A 22,139-nucleotide genomic window follows, 5' to 3' on the forward strand; every position below is an offset into this window, starting at 1 on the left:
GGCATTTTATATATAGTTGAGATTGTCTCAATTATTTCATACTAGCAATACGCTCTTCCAAAACTTTGATTTTGGCTTCAGCATCTGCCATTTTCTTTTTCTCCATTTCAACCACTTTGGCAGGAGCGTTGTTTACGAAGCGTTCGTTGCTCATTTTCTTCTGAACAGAAGCAAGGAATCCCTGAGTGTATTTCAACTCTTCTTCCATTTTCTTCAACTCTTCTTCAACATCAACCAAATCGCCAAGAGGGATGAAATACTCGACAGCTTTTACAATGAAAGACATTGCTCCACTCATTTCTCCATTAGCTGCAGAAATTTCGTTAAGGTTACACATCTTAGCTACTACAGTATCAAAAGAAGAATCGTAATTGCCTTCTTTCAAACGGTAGTTCATTGCCAAAGCATCTTTAAATGCAATGTTTTTCTGCTTACGGATGTTACGAACCGCAACAATTACTTCCTTCACCTGTTCGAACTTCTCCAACAATGCAGCATCGTAAGCCTCAGGTTTAGGCATTACGGAAATCATGATGCTATCCTCATCATTTCTATCAGCCAATAACTGGTAGATTTCCTCAGTTAGGAATGGCATGAATGGGTGTAGCAACTGCATCAACTTCTCGAACAAGCCAACTGTAGCTTCGTAAGTTTTCTTGTCGATTGGTTGCTGATATCCTGGTTTTACCATTTCCAAATACCATGATGAGAACTCATCGCGGAACAGAGTGTAAACGGTCATCAATGCCTCGCTGATACGGTATTGCTTGAACTGCTCATCCAATGTTTCCATGGTTTTATTCAAACGTGCATGGAATACTTCTGTTGCAATTCTTGCTGATTCTGGTTGCTCAATGTCTGCAACTTCCCAGCCTTTAACCAGACGGAATGCGTTCCAGATTTTGGTAGTAAAGTTACGTCCCTGCTCTGGCAAGTTTTCGTCAAACAACAAGTCACCACCTGCAGGAGAACAAAGCAACATACCTACACGAACACCATCAGCACCATACTTGGCAATTAAATCCAATGGATCTGGTGAGTTACCTAATGATTTAGACATTTTACGACGTTGGCTATCGCGAACGATACCTGTTAGGTACACATTGCTAAATGGCTTTTCGCCGATATATTCATAACCCGCAATTACCATACGTGCAATCCAGAAGAATAAAATATCTGGACCAGACACCAAGTCATTGGTTGGGTAATAGTATTTAATTTCTTCGTTGCCAGGCTTGCGAATTCCGTCGAATACAGAAATTGGCCATAACCATGAAGAGAACCATGTATCCAATACATCCTCATCCTGACGCAATTCTTCAGCTTTGTATTCCTTGCCAGTCTTTGCTTTGGCTTCAACAACAGCTTCTTCAACTGTTTTTGCAACAACATATCCACCTTCAGGTAAATAGTACACAGGAATTCTTTGTCCCCACCACAACTGACGAGAAATACACCAGTCTTTCACATTCTCCATCCAGTGACGGTAAGTGTTTTTGAATTTGGCAGGGTGTAACTGAATGTCATCATTCATTACATGCTCCAATGCTGGTGCCGAAAGTTCTTTCATTTTCAAGAACCACTGCATACTTAGCTTAGGCTCGATTACTGCATCAGTTCTCTCAGAGAAACCAACTTTATTCACGTAATCTTCCATTTTTACCAAGTTACCAGCAGCTTCCAAATCAGGAATAATCAAATCACGAACTTCGAAACGATCTTTGCCAATGTACATTTGAGCAGCTTCGCTCATTGTACCATTGTCGTTAAAGATATCGATAGACTCCAAGTTGTGACGATCACCAATTTCGTAGTCATTCAAATCGTGAGCTGGTGTAATTTTCAATGCACCAGTACCGAATTCCATATCTACATACTCATCCTGAATAATAGGTACAGAACGATTTACCAAAGGAACAATTACACGCTTGCCTTTTAAGTGAGTAAAACGCTCGTCGTTTGGATTCACACAAACAGCGGTATCACCTAAAATGGTTTCCGGACGAGTAGTTGCAATAGTTACATACTCATCTTCTGTTCCTTCAATTTTATATCTTAAATAGTAAAGTTTCGATTGTAGCTCTTTGTAGATTACCTCCTCATCAGATACAGCAGTTTGCGCAGCTGGATCCCAGTTTACCATACGAACACCGCGGTAAATCTTATCTTTCTTATACAAATCGATGAATACATCAATTACTGATTCGTACAAAGATTCATCCATGGTAAAAGCAGTACGTTCCCAATCACATGAAGCACCTAATTTCTTCAACTGCTCCAAAATGATTCCACCGTGTTTCTCTTTCCACTCCCAAGCGTGTTTCATGAATTCGTCGCGAGTGATATCTGCTTTAGCAATACCTTCTTGCTTTAGTTTGTTTACAACTTTAGCTTCGGTAGCAATCGACGCGTGGTCGGTTCCTGGTACCCAACAGACATTTTTTCCCTGCAATCTGGCTCTGCGGACCAATACATCTTGAATTGTATTGTTTAGCATATGCCCCATGTGTAACACACCGGTGACGTTTGGTGGCGGAATTACAATTGTATACGCCTCTCTCTCGTCTGGTACTGAGTGGAAGAATCCTTTATCCATCCAATACTTATACCACTTGTCCTCCGATTCTGCAGGATTGTACTTAGTTGGGATTTCCATTTGTTTAACTATAATTTAATAATTCTATATTTTCAAAAAAATTTGGGTCAAAATTAAGAAATTCTATGGGATATTACTTCACTGAATGACAATAAAATGAGGGAAATAATAAATAAGAGTCCGCAATCGTTTTATCATTAAAAACAATCGTCTGCTACTTCCTAATGGTCAGTTTTTTAAATCGATGTTGAAAAGCATTAAAAATCATTTTTTTTACCTGCTTTTTTATATACTTTTGGCGAAATAGAAAACCTTATTCATAAAATATATAAACACATAACAAATGCCACAGATATCAGACAAAGGAAGATTGATGCCTGAATCACCAATTCGTAAATTGGTTCCTTACGCAGAAGGCGCAAAAGCTAAAGGCAGAACAGTTTATCATTTGAACATTGGTCAGCCTGATATTAAAACTCCGGAAGTTGCAATGGATGCAATTAGAAATTGTACGGAGAAAGTTATTGAGTATTCTCACTCTGCAGGTAATGTATCTTACCGTAAGAAGTTGGCTAAAATGTACCAAAATATTGGTATTGATGTTAACGAAGAGGAGATGTTGATTACAACTGGTGGATCTGAAGCAATCACTTTTGCATTGATGACTTGTTTGAATCCAGGTGATGAAGTTTTGATTCCAGAGCCATTCTATGCTAACTACAATGGTTTCGCAATTTCAGCTGGTGTTAAGGTTGTACCTATTACTTCAAGCATCGAGAATGATTTTGCATTGCCTTCAATTGAAGAGTTTGAAAAATTGATGACTCCTAAAACAAAGGCGATTGTAATTTGTAACCCAAACAACCCAACTGGTTATTTGTACTCAAAAGAGGAATTGAACCAATTGCGTGAATTGATTTTGAAGCACGATTTGTTCTTGTTCTCTGATGAAGTTTACCGTGAATTCTGTTATGGTGGAGAAGAGCACTTCTCAGCTATGAACCTTGAAGGATTAGAGCAAAATGTAGTAATGATGGATTCAGTATCGAAACGTTACTCAGAATGTGGTGTTCGTATTGGTGCTATGATTACCAAAAACAAAGAGGTAATCAATACTGCATTGAAATTTGCTCAGGCTCGTTTGTGTCCACCAGCATTTGGTCAGATTGCAGCAGAAGCTTCTTTGGATACTCCAAAAGAATACTTCGACGAAGTTTACGATGAGTATATTGCTCGTCGCGATTTCATGGTTGCTGCTTTAAATGAAATGGAAGGTGTTTATTGTCCAATTCCTAAAGGTGCGTTTTACACAGTGGTTAAGCTTCCAATTGATGATGCTGATAAATTTGCTCAGTGGATTTTGGAAGAATTCGAGCACAAAAACCAAACGGTTATGGTTGCTCCTGCTACAGGATTCTACGCAACTCCAGGTTTGGGTAAGAACGAGGTTCGTATTGCTTACGTGTTGAAAAAGGAAGACTTGGCTAATGCAATGGAAACTCTTGCTGCAGCATTAAAGGTTTACCCAGGAAGAACTTTGTAAAAGTTACTTTAATAATATAAAAAAAAACGGCTCTCAATTTGGGAGCCGTTTTTTATTGGTATTTTTATTTTAGAATAATTTTAGCATTCTAACTTCTTCAGCAGTTAAGAATCTCCATTTTCCTCTTGGGATATTTTTCTTTGTAATTCCTGCAAAGAAAACACGATCAAGTTTCTCAACTGTATATCCTAAATGTTCGAAAATTCTACGAACGATTCTGTTTTTTCCAGAGTGAATTTCAATTCCAACTTGCTTTTTGTCTTTAGGATCGGCGAAGCTAATGGCATCCGATTTGATGAAACCATCTTCCAACTCCAAACCTTTATCAACCATATCAAGTTCCTCTTGCGAAATTTCACGATCCAGGAACACATGATAGATTTTCTTCTTGTTGTAGCTTGGGTGTGTTAAGCGTTTGGTAAGATCACCATCATTGGTAAATAGCAATACTCCGGTTGTCATTCTATCTAATCTTCCAACAGGATAAACTCTTTCATTGCACGCATTTTTAATCAAGTCGATAACAGTTTTTCTTCCCATTGGATCATCCAAAGTTGTTACAAAATCCTTTGGTTTGTTCAAAACAAGATAAACTTTAGATTCTGGCTGCAGTAAAACTCCATCCATGCAAACTTTATCTTTAAGATTCACTTTGGTTCCAACTTCAGTAACAACTTCACCGTTTACAGTAACGCGACCTTCTGCTATTCTCGAATCAGCTTCACGTCGTGAACATTCGCCAGAATTGGCAATAAACTTATTTAGCCTTAGGATGCCATCTTTTGGACCCATCATTCGGGCATGTTCAAGCTGCTTTTTCTTGCTATAGTGTCTTTTTCGCAAAGATTCTTTGTCAGGACCATTTTCATTAAATCTTTTTTTGGATTTAAAAGGTCTTTTTTGATCCGATTGCTTAGAAAATCGCTTCTTTTTCTCTGGATTTTCAGAAAAATCTTTTCTTTCTTCTATGCTTTTAGAATCTTTTTTTAAACCAGATTTTGATTCTTCTGTTTTGCTTCCGCTATATTTTTTTGATCGGTAGTTTGTCTTTCCTCTTCTAGGCTTACCGTAAGTCTTTTCTTCCATTTTCTGACAGTATGATCAATGTTTTGAACTTGCAAAGGTATTAATTATCAAAGAATATATTTGAGTAACATTTCAAAAAGTTCATTTTGATTGTAAATTAAACCTGATAGATTTTTTACATTTGTACGATCGAAAATGAATTCATTGTTTTTTTCGACACTAAATTTGTGTGTGTGACTGTAAACATTTAACAAAAATTAAAAAATGGCATTAATTAAATCAATTTCCGGTATACGCGGAACAATTGGAGGAAAAGTAGGCGAAGGTCTAAGTCCTTTAGATGTGGTAAAGTTTTCGGCTGCATATGGAACTTGGGCAATCAGAAGACACAATGGCAAAAAAATTAAAGTAGTTGTAGGTCGCGACGCTCGAATTTCAGGTGAAATGGTAGATAAGCTTGTAGTTGGTACATTAATTGGCTTAGGGATTGATGTCGTGGAAATCGGTTTGGCATCTACGCCAACAACTGAGTTTGCGGTGACAGAAGAAAAAGCTGATGGTGGTATCATTTTAACTGCAAGTCACAATCCAAAACAATGGAACGCTCTTAAATTATTGAACGAAAAAGGTGAATTCCTTAATGATGAGGATGGAAAGTTAGTGCTAAGTATTGCTGAGCAAGAAGATTTCCTTTTCGCAGATGTTGATGATTTAGGAAGTATCACTAACGTTGATGATTATACTCAAAAGCATATTGACCATGTCCTATCATTGGATTTGGTAGATGTGGAAGCCATTAAAAAAGCAAATTTCTCAGTAGCAGTTGATGCTGTAAATTCTGTAGGAGGTATTGCAATTCCAGGTATGCTTCGTGCATTGGGAGTTGAAAATGTAGTTGAATTGTACTGCGAGCCAAATGGTCATTTCCCACACAATCCGGAACCACTTCCTGAAAATTTAACAGCTATTGCTGATGTAATGAAAGAAGGAAAAGCTGATCTGGGTTTTGTTGTTGATCCAGATGTTGACAGACTTGCGATTGTGAACGAGGACGGAAGCATGTTTGGTGAAGAGTATACACTAGTTGCTTGTGCTGATTACGTGCTTGCAAATACCCCAGGAAATACGGTTTCAAACCTATCTTCTACACGTGCTCTTCGTGATGTTACCGAAAAACACAATGGGTCTTACGAAGCTTCAGCTGTAGGTGAAGTAAATGTTGTAACTAAAATGAAAGCCAACAATGCTGTAATTGGTGGTGAAGGAAACGGTGGAATTATTTATCCTGCCAGTCATTATGGTCGCGATGCCTTGGTTGGTGTTGGTTTGTTCTTAAGTCACCTTGCAAAAACAGGAATGAAAGCTTCTGAAATGAGAGCTTCTTATCCAAACTATTTTATTTCTAAGAATAAGATTGAATTGACTCCAGAAATTGATGTTGATGCGGTTCTTGTGACTATGAAAGAAAAATATCAGCACGAACAAGTGAATGATATTGATGGTGTGAAGATTGATTTTGCAAATGAATGGGTACATTTAAGAAAATCTAATACCGAACCAATTATTCGAATTTATTCGGAAAGTGAGAATGAGGAAACTGCAAATCAATTGGCGGAAAAAATCATTTCAGAGATTAAAGAGATCATTAAATAGTAAAATCTCATATATTTTAAGTAAAGTGCATTGATGTGAATCAATGCACTTTTTTTATTTATAACGGAAAAAAATCCGTAATCGTTTGCGTATTGTTAATTCTAAGCCTCACCATGTAATTTTCATTCATATCCGTAAGCTAAAAATAAAAAAATAGGCTCCGCATTTTATGCTGAAATTACTGATAATACTAGAAGACCCGATTATCGTTTATTCTTGAAACCTGCTGTATGGGTGTTTTTACCCAATCTTAAAACCTCTAAATATGTCGTAAGTTCGATGTTTGTTGAGGATTTTTTATATATTTAGAAATAGCTGTTGGAAAGCAGTTGTTTTTATACTTGCAAATATGGCAATGTACTTATATTTGTTCTCAGAATAGAGAAAAAATTCTACATTAAGCTAGAGAAATAATTAATAAATCAATGAATATTGCTTACGCAATTTGCTGCCTAGAGCTATTGTTATCTAAAGTAAATTGTAAAGCGCCTTACTAAAAACTTACTGATATGAAAATTACCGTAGTTGGAGCAGGTAACGTGGGGGCAACCTGTGCAAATTGTATCGCTCAGAAAGAGTTGGCAAACGAAGTTATTGTTGTTGATATTAAAGAAGGATTGGCAGAGGGTAAAGCATTAGATATGTGGCAAACTGCTCCTATTAACTATTACGACACAAGAGTTAAGGGTGTAACTAATGATTATACTGCAACTGCAGGATCTGAAGTTGTTGTTATTACTTCTGGTCTTCCTCGTAAACCGGGTATGAGTCGTGATGACTTAATCGCTACTAACGCTGGTATTGTAAAATCAGTTACTGAAAATGTAATTGCTCATTCTCCTGATGCAATTATTATTATCGTATCAAATCCATTGGATGTAATGACTTATGCAGCATTCTTAACTGCTAAGAAAGCATCGAACAAAGTATTTGGAATGGCTGGTGTATTGGATACAGCTCGTTACCGTGCTTTCCTTGCTGAAGAACTAGATGTTAATCCAAAGGATATTCAAGCATTGTTGATGGGTGGACACGGTGATACTATGGTACCACTTCCACGTTACACAACTGTAGCAGGTATTCCAGTTACTGAGTTGATCGAAGAAGAAAAATTGAACGCGATTATCGAAAGAACTAAATTCGGTGGTGGTGAGCTTGTAAACCTAATGGGTACTTCTGCTTGGTATGCTCCAGGTGCTGCTGCTGCTCAAATGGTTGAAGCTATCGTTCGTGACCAAAAAAGAATTTTCCCAGTTTGTGCATTATTGAATGGCGAATACGGAATGAAAGATATTTACCTAGGTGTACCTGTTAAATTGGGTAAAAACGGTATCGAAGAAATTATCGAAGTAAAATTGAACGAAGACGAAATGGCATTGTTGAAAGATTCAGCCGAAGCTGTTAAGTCTGTAATGAAAGTTTTAGATGAAATGAACATTATGGCCTAATCGGTTCATTTTATTAAAGGGTAAGGGGTCATCTCATTTGAGATGACCTTTTTTTGTCCATTTGCAAATAGCCTTTAAGCAAATGGGTACTCATATACTCAATATTCCATTTGTTGATTAACTCTCCCTCACTTTTGTTCAGTAATCATGTGGTAAAATAGCTTTCCTTTTGGTATATTTGCTATCCTTTGTTGAAAATGAAGAACATGATAGAGATACCGATAGAGATTGTAGAATTGGAAGAGAATAGTTTTCATCTGCTGATTGAGTGTGAAATTAACTCAGGTCAGAAAGGTGAAATGGTGATTGATACCGGTGCCTCTAAAACGGTACTTGATAAAAATTTTGTTGACGATTATCAAAAAGCAACTCAAGAGGAATCTGAAGTAAAATCAAGAGGATTAGGTGAGGGGAGCATAGAAACGGAGATGGCTAAAATCGATCGTTTTCAGATTGGAACTCTATGTATAAACGACTTCTCTTGTGCCTTGATTGACCTATCGGGAATTAATGAAATGTACCGCCAATATTGCAATCGAGAGATTTGTGGATTGCTGGGGAGCGACTTCCTTTTAAAGTACAATGGAATTATTGATTACAGAAGGAGAGTTTTGCAATTATGCAAAGAGTAAGCTAGCAGGATATACAAAGGACTGAAAATCCATAAAATGCTAGTAATTATGGAACAAAGGAATTAGAAAAAAATTAATATATTTGTGCGTTAATTTGCGGTTGAAAGTATAAAATACCACATAAAATAAGAATTTAATAAACCTAAACACATGCGAAATAAAGGAGCGATTCGTCTACTCGCTATTGTCTTTGCGTTAGTGAGTTTGTATCAATTGACTTTTACTTACGTAACGAAAAAAGTTGAAAAGGAAGCTCGAGAGTTTGGAGCTGGCGACATTAAGAAAGAACAAACCTACCTTGACTCAATCAGAGGAGAAGGTGTTTACAATTTCTTATGGTTGAAGAATTACACTTACAAAGAGTGTAAGGAGTTGGAAATGAACTTAGGGCTAGACCTTAAGGGAGGTATGAACGTTACAATGGAAGTTTCTGTTGTTGATATCATCAAAGCGATGGCTAACAACAGCAAGGATGAAACTTTTAATGCTGCCATTGCCAAAGCAAAACAAATGCAGGCAAACAGTGGTAAAGGATTCGTTGAGTTGTTCGGACAAGCATTCGAGCAAATCGATCCTAACGCTCAGTTATCATCTCCTGATATCTTCGGTACTCTTGAGATGAAAGACAAGATTCCTTTTGGAGCTTCAAACGCAGAGGTGTTAAAGGTAATCAAGGAAGAAACTGACGGAGCGATTGATAATACTTACAACATTCTTCGTTCTCGTATCGACCGTTTCGGTGTTGCTCAGCCAAATATCCAAAAAGCTGATGTATCGGGTCGTATCATCATCGAACTTCCAGGTATTAAAGACGCTGCTCGTGTACGTAAGCTTCTTCAAGGAACTGCAAGTCTTGAGTTTTGGGAAACTTACTCTGCTCCTGAAGTAATGCAGTACTTAAATGCAGCCAATACAAAACTTGCAGAAATTAACAATGCAGGTGATGTTGAAGAAACTGCTGCTACCGAAGAGGTAAAAGAAGAAGCAAAAGATGAAGACGTTGCTCTTTTAGATAAAATTGAAGAAGAAGGTGCTCAAGATTCATTGGCTACATCGCAAGATGCAAAAGCAATGGCTAAAATGTATCCATTATTCTCAATCTTAAACCCAACTCAACAAGGTGGATCTTCAAAATCAGTTGTGGGTATGGCTCACGTTAAAGATACTGCTGAGGTGAATGGTGTATTGGCAATGCCTGCTATTAAATCAGTATTACCTCGTAACTTGAAGTTCTTCTGGGGTGTTAAGCCTATCGATGAAGCAGGTAATGTATTCGAATTATTTGCTATTAAAGTAACAAGCCGCGATGGAAAAGCGCCATTGGATGGTGATGCAGTTACTTCAGCACGTGAGCAAGTTGACCAAAATACTGCAGAGTATGAAGTGTCGATGAGTATGAGTGGTGAAGGTGCTAAAACATGGGCTCGTTTAACCAAAGATAATGTGAACCGTGCAATTGCAATTGTATTGGACGGATATGTATATTCTGCACCAAACGTATTAGGTGAAATTAAAGGTGGTCAGTCAAGCATTAGCGGTAACTTTACTGTTGCTGAAGCAAAAGACTTGGCAAACATCTTGAAGTCAGGTAAACTTCCCGCTCCAGCTCATATTATTGCCGACGAAGTTGTTGGTCCATCTCTTGGTAAAGAGTCAATCCAAAAAGGGATGTACTCATTTATCATTGCTTTCGTGTTGGTATTGGTTTACATGTTCTTCTTCTACAGTAAAGGTGCTGGTTTAGCAGCTAACATTGCATTGATCACGAACTTGTTCTTCATCTTTGGTGTGTTGGCTTCATTAGGTGCTGTTCTTACTTTACCTGGTATTGCGGGTATCGTATTAACAATCGGTATGTCGGTTGATGCGAACGTACTGATCTATGAGCGTATTCAGGAAGAGTTGAAAGCAGGTAAAGGATTAGGTCTTGCAATCTCTGATGGTTACAAGAATGCATACTCTGCAATTATCGATGGTAACATCACTACCTTATTAACTGGTATCATTCTTTACTTATTCGGTGAAGGTCCAATTAAAGGTTTTGCAACTACATTGGTAATCGGTATCTTCTCATCATTGTTTGCTGCAATCTTTATTACAAGATTAATTTTTGAAGCACAAACTGCTCGTAACCGTAATGTTACTTTTGCAACTAAGTTTACTGATAACTGGTTAAGAAATGCTGCTGTTACTTTCCTTCAAAAGAGAAAAGTATTCTACGTAATTTCTGGTGCTGCTATTGTATTAAGTGTTGTATCACTTTCTACAAAAGGTTTGAACCAAGGTATCGACTTCAAAGGAGGTAGAACTTATGTTGTAGCATTCGATCAGGCTGTAGGTGTTGAAGACGTAGCTAAATCATTGGAAACTGTATATGGTCACGCTCCGGAAGTAAAAACTTTTGGTGGTGCTAACCAGGTTAAGATTTCTACAAAATACAAGATTGAAGAATCAGGTACTGAGGTTGACGACGAAGTTGAAGATCTACTTTACACTGGTTTGAAAACCTATTTGGCAGATGGAACAACTAAGGCTGATTTCTTGGAAAACAACCGTAAAATGTCTCAGAAAGTAGGTCCTACTATTGCTGATGATATTCGTACTTCTGCATTGTGGTCTATCTTAGGTGCATTGATCGTGATTTTCCTTTACATCATGGTTCGTTTCTCGAACTGGCAGTATGGTTTAGGTGCTGTTGCAGCATTGGCTCACGACTCGATTATCGTATTGGGTATCTTCTCTGTTGGATATGGTTTATTGCCATTCTCATTAGAGATCGACCAGGCATTTATTGCAGCAATCCTTACGGTAGTTGGTTACTCTATTAACGATACCGTGGTAGTATTCGACCGTATTCGTGAGTACTTGGGATTATATCCTAAGCGCGATCGTGAAGAAACTGTAAACAGAGCATTGAACAGTACATTGCGTCGTACATTTAGTACTTCACTTTCTACTTTCGTTGTATTGTTGGCAATCTTTATCTTCGGTGGTACTTCAATCCAAGGATTTACATTTGCATTGTTAGTTGGTGTATTAGTTGGTACTTACTCATCACTATTTATTGCATCTCCTATTGCTTACGACACAAGCTTACGTGTTCAGAAAGTAGTAGACAAAAGAAGAAAATAATTGAACTTTCAATAAATTTCATCCCCCGGCCTTTTGGTTCGGGGGATTTTTGTTTTAGGATATTGCTCCGCACGATTAGGAATTGCTTCCGCACGCAAAGAAATGGTTTCCGCACGCTGGAATACCCTTTCCGCACACCCAGGTACCCCTTGCGCACGCGCTTTTTTGTCTTCCGCACGCGAAGGTGATCCTTCCGAACACAGCGGTGGCCTATCCGCACACACAGGAAGTTGTTCCGCACGCAGTTTTGGTTCTTCCGCACACCCAGGTACCTCTTCCGCACGCACAGATGTGCTTCCGCACATAAAAAGTAATGCTGAAAATTTGTTCGGAACTATTCATTTAGCATACGGAAGGATCCACTTGGCGAACGCAGGTAGAGGAATTGTGTTCGCAAGTTCTGATTGTTGTAACGGAACAGTTATAATTTGTTTCGGAATGATTCGATTTATGCACGGAACCTATCTGGAGCTTAAAAAGGTTTTTAAATAATACTTTCGCATACAAGTATGAACAACTATCGTATTAATTTGAAATTTCTTAGGTATATTTGTGAAAAATATTCATCAGATGGAAAGCATACTTTTATTTATTAGTGGAGCGGAAATTGTTATCGTTCTGGTTGTAATTCTTCTACTTTTTGGATCGAAAAAAATTCCTGAATTGGCCCAAGGCCTTGGTAAAGGAATGAAGGAATTCAAACGAGCGGCCGACGATATCAAAAAGGAAATAAAAGATGAAACCGATATTCTTGATAACATCAAGGATTTTAAGGATGATATCAATAAAAAGCTTTAAACAGGCAAATGCCTTTCTTATCCTTCCCGGATAAATTTCTTCATATCAATGGACTATATCTATTTATTACTAGGATTTATAATCCTATTGTATAGTGGTGATCTTCTTGTAAAAGGGGGAGTTGCCCTTGCATCGCATTTTAAAATTTCAACCTTGGTGGTTGGAGTTACCGTGGTATCTTTTGGTACTTCGGCTCCTGAACTTTTTGTTAGTTTAGACGCAGCTCTTAGCGGTAGTCCTGATATTTCTATAGGAAATGTTGTTGGATCGAATATCTCCAACATAGCCTTGGTACTTGGTTTTACTGCTGTTTTATTGCCATTGCCGGTTCGTAGCAATTCCATAAAATTCGATTGGCCTGTGATGATGGGCGCATCGCTTCTGTTCTATATTTTTGCTTTAAACGGTAAGCTTCAAACCATAGAGGGAATTGTATTTGTTGTACTGTTGATTTGCTTTATGGTATGGACCATATGGAACTCGAGAAGAGAAAACAGAAACCTTTCAGAAGAGGCAAAACCTGCCAAACAATCTATTCCGGTTGCGGTATTATTAATAGCAGCATCATCGCTCGGTTTGTATTTTGGAGCCAACCTGTTGGTGGGTAGCGCAAAAAGTATTGCCATTGATTTTGGAGTAAGCGAACGCGTTATAGGATTAACCATTGTAGCCTTTGGAACATCGGTTCCTGAATTGGCTACCTCGGCTGTAGCGGCTTATAAAAAGGAGATGGATATTTCCATAGGGAATATCATTGGATCAAATATCTTTAATATTCTAGGCGTATTAGGCGTAACATCCATTATTAAGAACATACGAGTAAGTGCTGAAATTATTTCATTCGATGCGTTGTATATGCTTGCAGTATCGGTACTGTTGTTCTTGTTGATTTTGCCTTTGAAAAAAGGAAAACTACATCGTTGGAAAGGCATTTTATTACTTGCATCCTACTTATTTTATGTATATTTGGTTTTCGTAAAATAATTGATGAGCTATGATTAGTGCAGAACAAATCAAAAAGAGTTTTGGCGAAGTAAATGTCCTTAAGGGAGTTGATCTTACCATTCAAAAGGGAGAGATTGTATCGGTAGTAGGTGCCAGTGGTGCTGGTAAAACCACTTTGCTTCAAATTCTGGGTACCCTTGATAGACCTGACAGTGGAGCCATTGTTTATGATGGAACCAATGTGGCTACATTAAACGAAAAGGATTTATCTGCATTTCGCAATTCCAATATTGGATTTGTTTTCCAGTTTCATCATTTATTGCCTGAGTTTACAGCCTTGGAAAATGTTTGTATTCCTGCATACATTGCCAAAAAATCGAAAGGTGAAGCTACTAAAAGAGCCAAGGAGCTTTTGGAAATGTTGAATCTGGAACACAGAATGGATCACAAACCATCTGAACTATCGGGAGGAGAGAAGCAAAGAGTTGCAGTTGCCAGGGCATTGATAAACGACCCTTTGGTGATTCTTGCCGATGAACCTTCAGGAAACCTTGATTCTAAAACAAGACAAGAATTGCATGAGCTGTTCTTTACGCTAAGAGATAAATTCAACCAGACTTTTGTAATTGTCACCCACGATTTGGAGTTGGCCGAAATGTCGGATCGAAAAATTGTAATCTCCGATGGGCTGATCGAAAAATAAGCAATATGAATTTTGCTGACTTAAAGGATTTCCTGGAAGAAAAGTATGATCTCTATAATAGAGAATCATTCATCGAAACGGATCCGATATTGATTCCAAAACAATTTTCTCGCAAAGAAGATATTGAAATTGCCGGATTTCTGAGTGCAAGTATTGCATGGGGACAAAGACCTACCATTATTCGCAATGCAAAGCGATTGATGGAATTCATGAATCAACAACCTTACGAGTTTCTGATGAATTCAAGCGAGGCAGATTTGGATGTTTTCAGGGAATTTAAGCACAGAACCTTTAATGGTGATGATTGTATTTTCTTCATCAAATCTCTAAAGAACATTTACTCGAAACATGATGGACTCGAAAGTGTTTTTACCAAAGGTTTTGAAATGGATGGTGATGTGAAATCAGCAATTGCTTATTTTCGAGAAGTGTTTTTTGAAACAGAACATTTGGCCCGAACTCAAAAACACATTTCGAATGTACTGAAGAAGTCATCTGCAAAACGTATTAATATGTATTTGCGATGGATGGTTCGCGATGATGAACGCAAGGTTGATTTTGGTTTGTGGAAAGGAATTGAAGCAAAGGATTTATTCTTGCCATTGGATGTTCATACCGGAAATGTGGGAAGAAAATTGGGTTTACTAACTCGCAAACAAAGCGATTGGCCAGCGGTGGAAGAAATAACAAAGAGTCTTCGCTCCTTTGATTCTAACGATCCTGTAAAGTATGATTATGCACTTTTCGGATTGGGAATATTCGAGAAATTTTGATTCCGATATTGCCCATTTATCTATTTGATCATTCACACAATTATAAAGAAACATGCCTAACAATTATTTCAAATTCAAGCAATTTACAATACATCAGGATGGATCTGCCATGAAGGTAGGTACAGATGGTGTGCTATTGGGGGCATGGACTAATGTTGAAAAATCAAAACGAATACTTGATGTTGGAACAGGAACGGGTCTGATCGCTATCATGTTGGCACAAAGAACCAATTCAGAGGTTAGAATCGATGCCGTTGAAATAGATGATTCGGCTTATCAGCAAGCTGTAGAGAATATCAATGCTTGCCCTTGGGCCAATAGAATTTGTGGTGTTCATGAATCCTTCCAGGAATTTTGTACTCGAAGCGAAGAAAAGTATGATGCCATTGTGAGCAATCCACCCTATTTTATGAATGGTTTGGATGCAAAAGAGGAATCGCGTACCAAAGCCAGGAATGCGGATCACTTGCCATTTGAGGAGTTGTTGGAGGGTGCTAAAAAACTTCTGAATCCTGAAGGAACTTTTTCGGTGGTTTTGCCTATTGAAGAAGGAAACTACTTCATGAGACTAGCGAAACTGACAGGATTTTCATTGAAAAGAAAGTGTTGTGTGTTGCCCAATCCGGAAAAGCCAGCAAAAAGATATTTACTTGAATTTTCGTTGAGCGAAAGCAATACCTTAGAGGAAGAACTCATCGTTGAAAATGGACAAAGACATGTATACTCCCCACAGTATATTGAATTGACTAAAGAGTTTTACTTGAAGTTTTAAGTCTGTCCTGTATAAAAGCTGAGGAATTGTTTTTCAGCAATAATAAAAAATTCGTGGTTTAAAGTTTGATCACTTAATATTTTTAAAAGCGATCCCTGAGTGTGAAAATAATTTTGTGGATTCAGTAAAGACAGCATTAATGCTGTCTGTAAGCTTACTCTTTAGCAAGGGTAAAATTTACCCACCATTCTTCCAGCTCATGTTTGTTTTGGTAAGCTCCAACTCTTAACTCATCCAGATTTTTTTGAATCACCTCTTTACTACTCATCGCCGAATAGTATTGTTTATCGGCAACGTTTATGCTATTTATACCAATGCTAATTTCTTTGGCTTCTGCATAATCGGGATATAACACTTTTGTTGGAATCTGCACATGGTAGCTAAACAGGATCTGATTGACAGTTTTTAGTTGAACTTTAACTTTCTCTTCTTTTACAGTAGTAGAGGTCAAAACACTCTCATTGATTCTGGTGTCTATCAGTTCGTAATTCTGAAATCGATCAATTAATTCTTCCTGAAATTCTACTCTACTGAATCTTTCCAGGTAGGATTTAAATTGACTGTCGGTATAAGGTATTTCTGCGGGCAACGGATAATTAATGGCAAAGACCCTTTTTGATTTACCATCAGGATCGATCCAAAGGCTTAATCCTAAATTGTATATTTTTTTGAGAGTTCCCGGGGAATTGGTTTCAAGAAAAATATCGATAAACTCATTGTTGTTAAAAATTTTTACTGAAATTTGATCTGCAGGCTGATAATACAATGCCTCCTTCTCTGAGAATTTGTTGGCTTGTGTATTCGTTTTCGCATTCCAATATGCAGTGAATGGTTTCGATCCTGCACAGGCTTGTAATAAAATTGCTATAAAAATCAGTAATGTATTTCTCTTGATCATATCAGATGATTAAACTTGAATGCTAACAAAACTAAGTTTTAGTATCGAGATTATCATCATTCTTAGAAATAAAAAAACAGCTACCTATTTGGTAGCTGTTCACTGATTACTGAATAATACTTTCTTCTTCTATAAATTGTACTCCTAAATCTTCCAATTCTTTTAAAATCGGTTCGTAAAGTTCCGGCATGGTAGGGATATGAACTCCAGTCAGGTTAACTTTTCCCGTTGCCAATAGTTTGGTAGCAATGGCCAGAGGAGTTCCAACGGTATAGGACATTGCTGTATGTTCACGATCCTTTCCTTCATAGGTCATCGAAGAGATGATTCTTTTCTTCATGCCCGTATTTTCATATTCAAATTGATGTTGCATGACCAATAGGTCTCTGTCCTGATCGCCTAAAACCCATTTTTGTTCCAGGATTTTTTGAAGGAAAAAAGCTGGAGTAGCTTCTTTAATTTCCATCACCTCATTAGAGAATAAGCCCAGCCAGTTTAATTTCTCCATGATTTGTGATTCAGAATCAATATCAACAAATTTGGCCAGACTTTCTTTTGTAGATGCTCCATTTTCAGGAAGGAAACTTTTTATAAAATCCTTATTTGATAATTTGTGTGAATCCTTCATCACATAAGAGTCATCGGTGCAACCCAAACGAACCAGAATGTTCCAGGCTTCTGCATAGCCAGGTCGTCTCATGGTTCCACGCATAATGGTTGGAATACCTTCTATATCGTACAACTCACAATATTGCAATGAATCTCTATTTGGGTAAATTTCGAATTCACCATATCCGTTGACCTTGGTTTTAGTTAACTTGTGAAAAAGATTGTTGTACGGAACGTATTTATAATGTCCGTTCTCTTTGAATTGCGCGGTTCCTTGTCCGGCAACAACAACATTTCTTGGATTCCACGAGAATTTATAATGCCATGGATTGTCGTCGCAAGCTGGAGCAACCAATCCTCCACAGAACGATTTAAAAGATAAAAGTTCTCCACCTTCAGCTTTAATACGATCAATCACCTGCATTGCTGACATGTGATCAATGCCAGGATCAACACCCAATTCATTCAAAAAGCACAAACCAAGTTCTTTTGCTTCCTCATGTAAATCCATCATTTCCTGACTTACATAGGAAGGGGTGAGCATGTGTTTTTTATACTGTAAGCATTCGCGAGCAACAATAATATGCATAGATGCAGGAACCATACTGATAACGATATCGGCTGCAGAAATTTCCGAAGCTCTTTGTTCCAAATCTTTTAGATTAAACCTGAATGCTGATCCGTTAGGATGATTTCCAACTTTCTGTTGGGCAAGTTCGAGAGACATGTCACCAACACTTACTTTCCAATTGTATTTATCTGAGTGTTTTAGCAAATACTGTATTAGATCTGTTGATGAAAGACCGGCTCCAATAATAAGAATATTAGTCATGATTTTATGTGTCAAATTTTAGATGCGATCAGTTTAAATTTACAACATTGTATATTGAAATCCCATGAGATTTTGGCTTTTTTTCTTTTGTTGAATCATAAAATCTCTCAATTACTTTCTTTGGGAATGAGTATATTTGTTCGAGATAAAGAATAGATTACCAATCACACAAAATAGAATTCCCTTGGCAAAACAGAAGAAAGCTGTCGAAACACCATTAATGAAACAATATTATCAGATGAAAGAAAAACATCCTGATGCAATATTGTTATTTAGAGTGGGCGATTTTTACGAGACATTTGAGAATGATGCGATTCGTGCATCGGAGATTTTAGGGATAACTTTAACCAAACGTGCTAATGGTTCGGCATCCTATGTTGAGCTTGCCGGATTTCCACATCATGCGATAGATACTTACTTGCCAAAATTGGTGCGAGCAGGAATGCGTGTTGCCATTTGTGAGCAATTGGAAGATCCTAAAAAGACCAAAAAGCTCGTAAAACGGGGGATTATCGAGTTGGTAACTCCTGGTGTTTCTTATAATGATAATGTACTTGAACATCGAGAAAATAACTTTTTGGCTTGTGTACATTTGGAGAAGAAATCTGCTGGGATTGCATTTTTAGATGCATCGACAGGAGAGTTTTTAACTGCCGAAGGAAATTTTGAATACATCGACAAATTGCTTGGAAACTTTCAGCCCAAGGAAGTATTGTATCAAAAAGGCAAAGAGAAAATCTTCCATGAATTGTTTGGTGGTAAATTCTACACTTTTACTATGGATGATTGGGTATTTACCGAAAGTGCTGCCAATGATCGATTGTTAAGACACTTTGAAACCACATCGCTTAAAGGTTTTGGAGTGCAAAATTTAAGAAGTGGAATCATCGCTTCGGGTGCGGTTTTACATTATCTGGATATTACCAAACACAGTCAGGCTGGACATGTTACTCAGCTTTCCAGAATTGAGGAAGATAGGTATGTGTGGTTGGATAAATTCACGGTTCGAAACCTTGAGTTATTTGGTGCTTTAAACGATGGAGCGCATACACTGTCTCAGATCATGGACAAAACTTTGAGTCCAATGGGCTCTCGTTTGCTGAAACGTTGGATTGCTTTGCCATTAAAAGATACGGCGCGTATCAATACTCGTTTGGATGTAGTGAAATATTTCTACGAAAAGGACAATGAAGCCTTAAGTGTAGAAGATGAAATCAGACAAATTGGAGATTTAGAGAGAATTATTTCCAAAGTGGCTGTGGCAAGAGTAAGTCCTCGAGAAGTGGTTCAATTGAAAAATGCTCTATTAGCCATTGAGCCAATCAAGAGTTTCTGTTTGAATTCGGGAAATTCAGGTTTGCTAAAAATTGGAGAACAGTTGAATCCTTGCATTAGTGTTCGGGAGAAAATTGAGAAGGAGATAAAAGCTGATCCACCAAACATGGTAAGTAAAGGTGGCGTAATAGCCGATGGCGTTTCGGAAGAATTGGATGAGCTTCGTAAAATTGCATTCTCAGGTAAAGATTACCTGGTACAAATGCAGGTTCGTGAAAGTGAGAGAACAGGAATTCCATCGCTTAAAATAGGATTCAATAATGTATTTGGTTACTATATTGAGGTAAGAAATACACACAAGGATAAAGTTCCTGAAGAGTGGATTAGGAAACAAACTTTGGTTAGTGCCGAACGATACATTACACAGGAACTAAAAGAGTATGAAGAAAAAATACTTGGTGCTGAAGAGAAAATTTTGGCTTTAGAAACCCGATTATATAATGAATTGGTTTTAAGTATTGCTGATTACATTTCTTCCATTCAGTTAAATGCAGCAATGATTGGGCGCTTGGATTGTTTGTTGTCCTTTGCGCGTTTGGCAAGAGACAATAATTATTCCTGTCCGGAAATTAATGATTCATCGGTAATAGATATAAAACAAGGAAGACACCCTGTAATCGAAAAGCAATTGCCAATTGATGAGCAGTACATTGCCAATGATGTTTATCTTGATAATGAAAGCCAGCAGGTGATTATTATTACGGGGCCTAATATGGCGGGTAAGTCTGCATTGTTGAGACAAACTGCATTAATTGTTCTGATGGCTCAAATCGGTAGTTTCGTTCCTGCCGAATCAGCAAAAATTGGATATGTTGATAAGATATTTACGCGTGTAGGTGCTTCTGATAATATCTCTTTGGGAGAATCAACATTTATGGTAGAGATGAATGAAGCTGCAAGTATTTTGAACAACCTTTCATCGCGAAGTTTAATTCTTTTGGATGAATTGGGACGCGGCACCAGTACTTATGATGGTATTTCCATTGCATGGTCGATTGTGGAGTATATTCATGAGAATGCAAAAGCAAAAGCCAAAACGTTATTTGCAACCCATTATCATGAATTGAATGAGATGGAGAAATCATTTAATAGGGTAAAGAATTATAATGTTTCGGTGAAGGAGGTCAATAATAAGGTGATTTTCCTAAGAAAATTGGTTCCTGGAGGTTCAAATCACAGTTTTGGGATTCATGTAGCCAGAATGGCTGGTATGCCAAAATCGGTGGTGAAACGTGCTGATGAAATTCTAATTCAGTTGGAAGGCAACAAGAATGGTGAGTCGTTGGCAAAACCTGTTGGTGATATTGCACAACAGCGTGAAGGTTATCAAATGAGTTTTTTCCAGCTTGATGATCCGGTTCTGGAACAAATTCGTGAAGAAATATCGGATTTGGATGTAAATAATCTTACTCCGATTGAAGCTTTGAACAAATTAAATGAGATAAAAAAGATCTCAGGATTGTAAAAACAGGAGCTCGATTAAAAATATCCGCCACAGAAAGTCAGATTTATTCGAAATTTGCTCTAAAAAATTAGAAAGAATATCGGGATGTTTTGAAGAATTTTAAAAATCTTGATTGGATTAAGATGACTTCTTCATAGAATTTGACTGCTTTTGGCATAAATTTCCTCAAATCCCCTCGAAATAGTCCTTCGGTGATTTGAGAATATTTCTACAAAAATCAGTTCAAGCTGTGACAATATTTTTATTTGATCTCAGGTTTCTAAAAAAAAATAAAAAAAAGTGAGATCCCCATTTTTAAAGGCTTTTGGCGCCTATTGTCTGAATTTCAATAAGTCAGAAATAATGTTTTCCGGAAAGCCTTTATTGGGATCAAAAAAAAATGAGATAATTGTTTTTTTTCTTTTGCAGAATAAAAAAATACGCATATATTTGCATCGCAATTGAGAGAACAACGGTTCACTTTTAAAAAGCAAAATGCGAGAATAGCTCAGTTGGTAGAGCATAACCTTGCCAAGGTTAGGGTCGCGAGTTCGAGTCTCGTTTCTCGCTCAAATCCAATAAGGATGCCCGGGTGGTGGAATTGGTAGACACGCTGGACTTAAAATCCAGTGGCTTCACGGCCGTGCGGGTTCAAGTCCCGCCCCGGGTACCAGGGTAAAAGCCGTTTCAGAAATGAAACGGCTTTTTTTATGCAATAAACTTTCCTGCTCAATAGCACACTTGCCAGTAAAAAAATAATATATACTTTTGCGACCGTAATGGTTCTAGTTGCATCTTCTTGTGCAATAGGATTAAAAGGGAATGCAGTGAAAATCTGCAACAGTTCCCGCTGCTGTAAGTCTGGTTCCGAAATTTAGGAATTGCGATTTTTAATACTACAGCCACTGTCCGGCTTTCGACGGATGGGAAGGCATAAAAATCAGGATAAGTCAGAAGACCTGCCATCACAGTGATTAAACATTTTGCTTCCGGGACAGAA

General features: G+C 37.6%; 15 protein-coding genes, 2 tRNA genes and 1 riboswitch. Of the genes, 13 read left to right on the plus strand and 4 right to left on the minus strand.

The annotated features are described in order from the left end of the window. Nucleotides 1-31: 31 nt before the first annotated feature. Entirely contained in the window at nt 32-2,656 is a 2,625-nt protein-coding gene (locus tag DF185_RS20970) for a valine--tRNA ligase (protein WP_110363358.1), read from the minus strand. A gap of 283 nt (nt 2,657-2,939) precedes the next feature. Here DF185_RS20970 and DF185_RS20975 point away from each other — a divergent pair, with 283 nt between their 5' ends. Further along, complete coding sequence (locus tag DF185_RS20975; RefSeq protein ID WP_110363360.1) at nt 2,940-4,139, plus strand: pyridoxal phosphate-dependent aminotransferase; 1,200 nt, start codon at nt 2,940-2,942, stop codon at nt 4,137-4,139. A 69-nt stretch (nt 4,140-4,208) separates the two neighbouring features. Here DF185_RS20975 and DF185_RS20980 read toward each other — a convergent pair whose 3' ends face one another. Then, nucleotides 4,209-5,225 carry a pseudouridine synthase gene (locus tag DF185_RS20980; RefSeq protein WP_110363362.1) on the minus strand — a complete coding sequence of 339 codons (1,017 nt, stop codon included), beginning with the start codon at nt 5,223-5,225 and terminating at the stop codon, nt 4,209-4,211. Nucleotides 5,226-5,429: 204 nt separating this feature from the next. On the opposite strand from DF185_RS20980, the gene glmM reads away from it, so the two are divergent. The 9 genes from glmM (at nt 5,430) to DF185_RS21030 (ending at nt 16,021) form a co-directional block, all read left to right on the plus strand. Next, the gene (glmM, locus tag DF185_RS20985) at nt 5,430-6,818 is read left to right on the plus strand and encodes a phosphoglucosamine mutase (RefSeq protein WP_110363364.1); all 1,389 of its coding nucleotides are present in this window, start codon (nt 5,430-5,432) and stop codon (nt 6,816-6,818) included. A 509-nt stretch (nt 6,819-7,327) separates the two neighbouring features. Then, entirely contained in the window at nt 7,328-8,266 is a 939-nt protein-coding gene (gene mdh / locus DF185_RS20990) for a malate dehydrogenase (protein ID WP_110363366.1), read from the plus strand. Between the two features lie 206 nt (nt 8,267-8,472). Continuing rightward, nucleotides 8,473-8,898: a retropepsin-like aspartic protease gene (locus DF185_RS20995; RefSeq protein WP_165836091.1), complete on the plus strand. Its 426-nt coding sequence runs from the start codon at nt 8,473-8,475 to the stop codon at nt 8,896-8,898. Between the two features lie 150 nt (nt 8,899-9,048). Beyond that, complete coding sequence (gene secDF, locus DF185_RS21000) at nt 9,049-12,030, plus strand: protein translocase subunit SecDF (protein WP_110363370.1); 2,982 nt, start codon at nt 9,049-9,051, stop codon at nt 12,028-12,030. 570 nt (nt 12,031-12,600) lie between these two features. Next, the gene (gene tatA / locus DF185_RS21010) at nt 12,601-12,828 is read left to right on the plus strand and encodes a twin-arginine translocase TatA/TatE family subunit (protein ID WP_110363374.1); all 228 of its coding nucleotides are present in this window, start codon (nt 12,601-12,603) and stop codon (nt 12,826-12,828) included. A gap of 48 nt (nt 12,829-12,876) precedes the next feature. Next, nucleotides 12,877-13,812 (plus strand): calcium/sodium antiporter, encoded by a 936-nt coding sequence (locus DF185_RS21015; protein WP_110363376.1) that lies wholly within the window; start codon nt 12,877-12,879, stop codon nt 13,810-13,812. A gap of 10 nt (nt 13,813-13,822) precedes the next feature. Further along, entirely contained in the window at nt 13,823-14,476 is a 654-nt protein-coding gene (locus tag DF185_RS21020; RefSeq protein WP_110363378.1) for an ABC transporter ATP-binding protein, read from the plus strand. A 5-nt stretch (nt 14,477-14,481) separates the two neighbouring features. Then, on the plus strand, nt 14,482-15,249 hold the full coding sequence (locus DF185_RS21025; RefSeq protein WP_110363380.1) for a TIGR02757 family protein: 768 nt from the start codon (nt 14,482-14,484) through the stop codon (nt 15,247-15,249). Nucleotides 15,250-15,301: 52 nt separating this feature from the next. After that, nucleotides 15,302-16,021 carry a tRNA1(Val) (adenine(37)-N6)-methyltransferase gene (locus DF185_RS21030; RefSeq protein ID WP_110363382.1) on the plus strand — a complete coding sequence of 240 codons (720 nt, stop codon included), beginning with the start codon at nt 15,302-15,304 and terminating at the stop codon, nt 16,019-16,021. Nucleotides 16,022-16,175: 154 nt separating this feature from the next. On the opposite strand, the gene DF185_RS21035 is transcribed toward DF185_RS21030, so the two are convergent. Then, nucleotides 16,176-16,919, minus strand: coding sequence for a hypothetical protein (locus DF185_RS21035; RefSeq protein ID WP_110363384.1), 744 nt, complete (start codon nt 16,917-16,919; stop codon nt 16,176-16,178). Between the two features lie 106 nt (nt 16,920-17,025). Beyond that, nucleotides 17,026-18,360 carry a saccharopine dehydrogenase C-terminal domain-containing protein gene (locus tag DF185_RS21040; protein ID WP_110363386.1) on the minus strand — a complete coding sequence of 445 codons (1,335 nt, stop codon included), beginning with the start codon at nt 18,358-18,360 and terminating at the stop codon, nt 17,026-17,028. A gap of 184 nt (nt 18,361-18,544) precedes the next feature. On the opposite strand from DF185_RS21040, the gene mutS reads away from it, so the two are divergent. The 3 genes from mutS (at nt 18,545) to DF185_RS21055 (ending at nt 21,812) form a co-directional block, all read left to right on the plus strand. Further along, the gene (gene mutS, locus DF185_RS21045) at nt 18,545-21,160 is read left to right on the plus strand and encodes a DNA mismatch repair protein MutS (RefSeq protein WP_207784718.1); all 2,616 of its coding nucleotides are present in this window, start codon (nt 18,545-18,547) and stop codon (nt 21,158-21,160) included. Between the two features lie 476 nt (nt 21,161-21,636). Next, nucleotides 21,637-21,709 (plus strand) — tRNA-Gly (locus DF185_RS21050). Between the two features lie 16 nt (nt 21,710-21,725). After that, a tRNA-Leu gene (locus DF185_RS21055) sits at nt 21,726-21,812 on the plus strand. 90 nt (nt 21,813-21,902) lie between these two features. Beyond that, a riboswitch (cobalamin riboswitch) is annotated at nt 21,903-22,120 on the plus strand. The last annotated feature ends 19 nt before the right edge of the window (nt 22,121-22,139 follow it).

Origin of the sequence: Marinifilum breve, from assembly GCF_003202155.1 — a bacterium.
Lineage (GTDB): Bacteria > Bacteroidota > Bacteroidia > Bacteroidales > Marinifilaceae > Marinifilum > Marinifilum breve.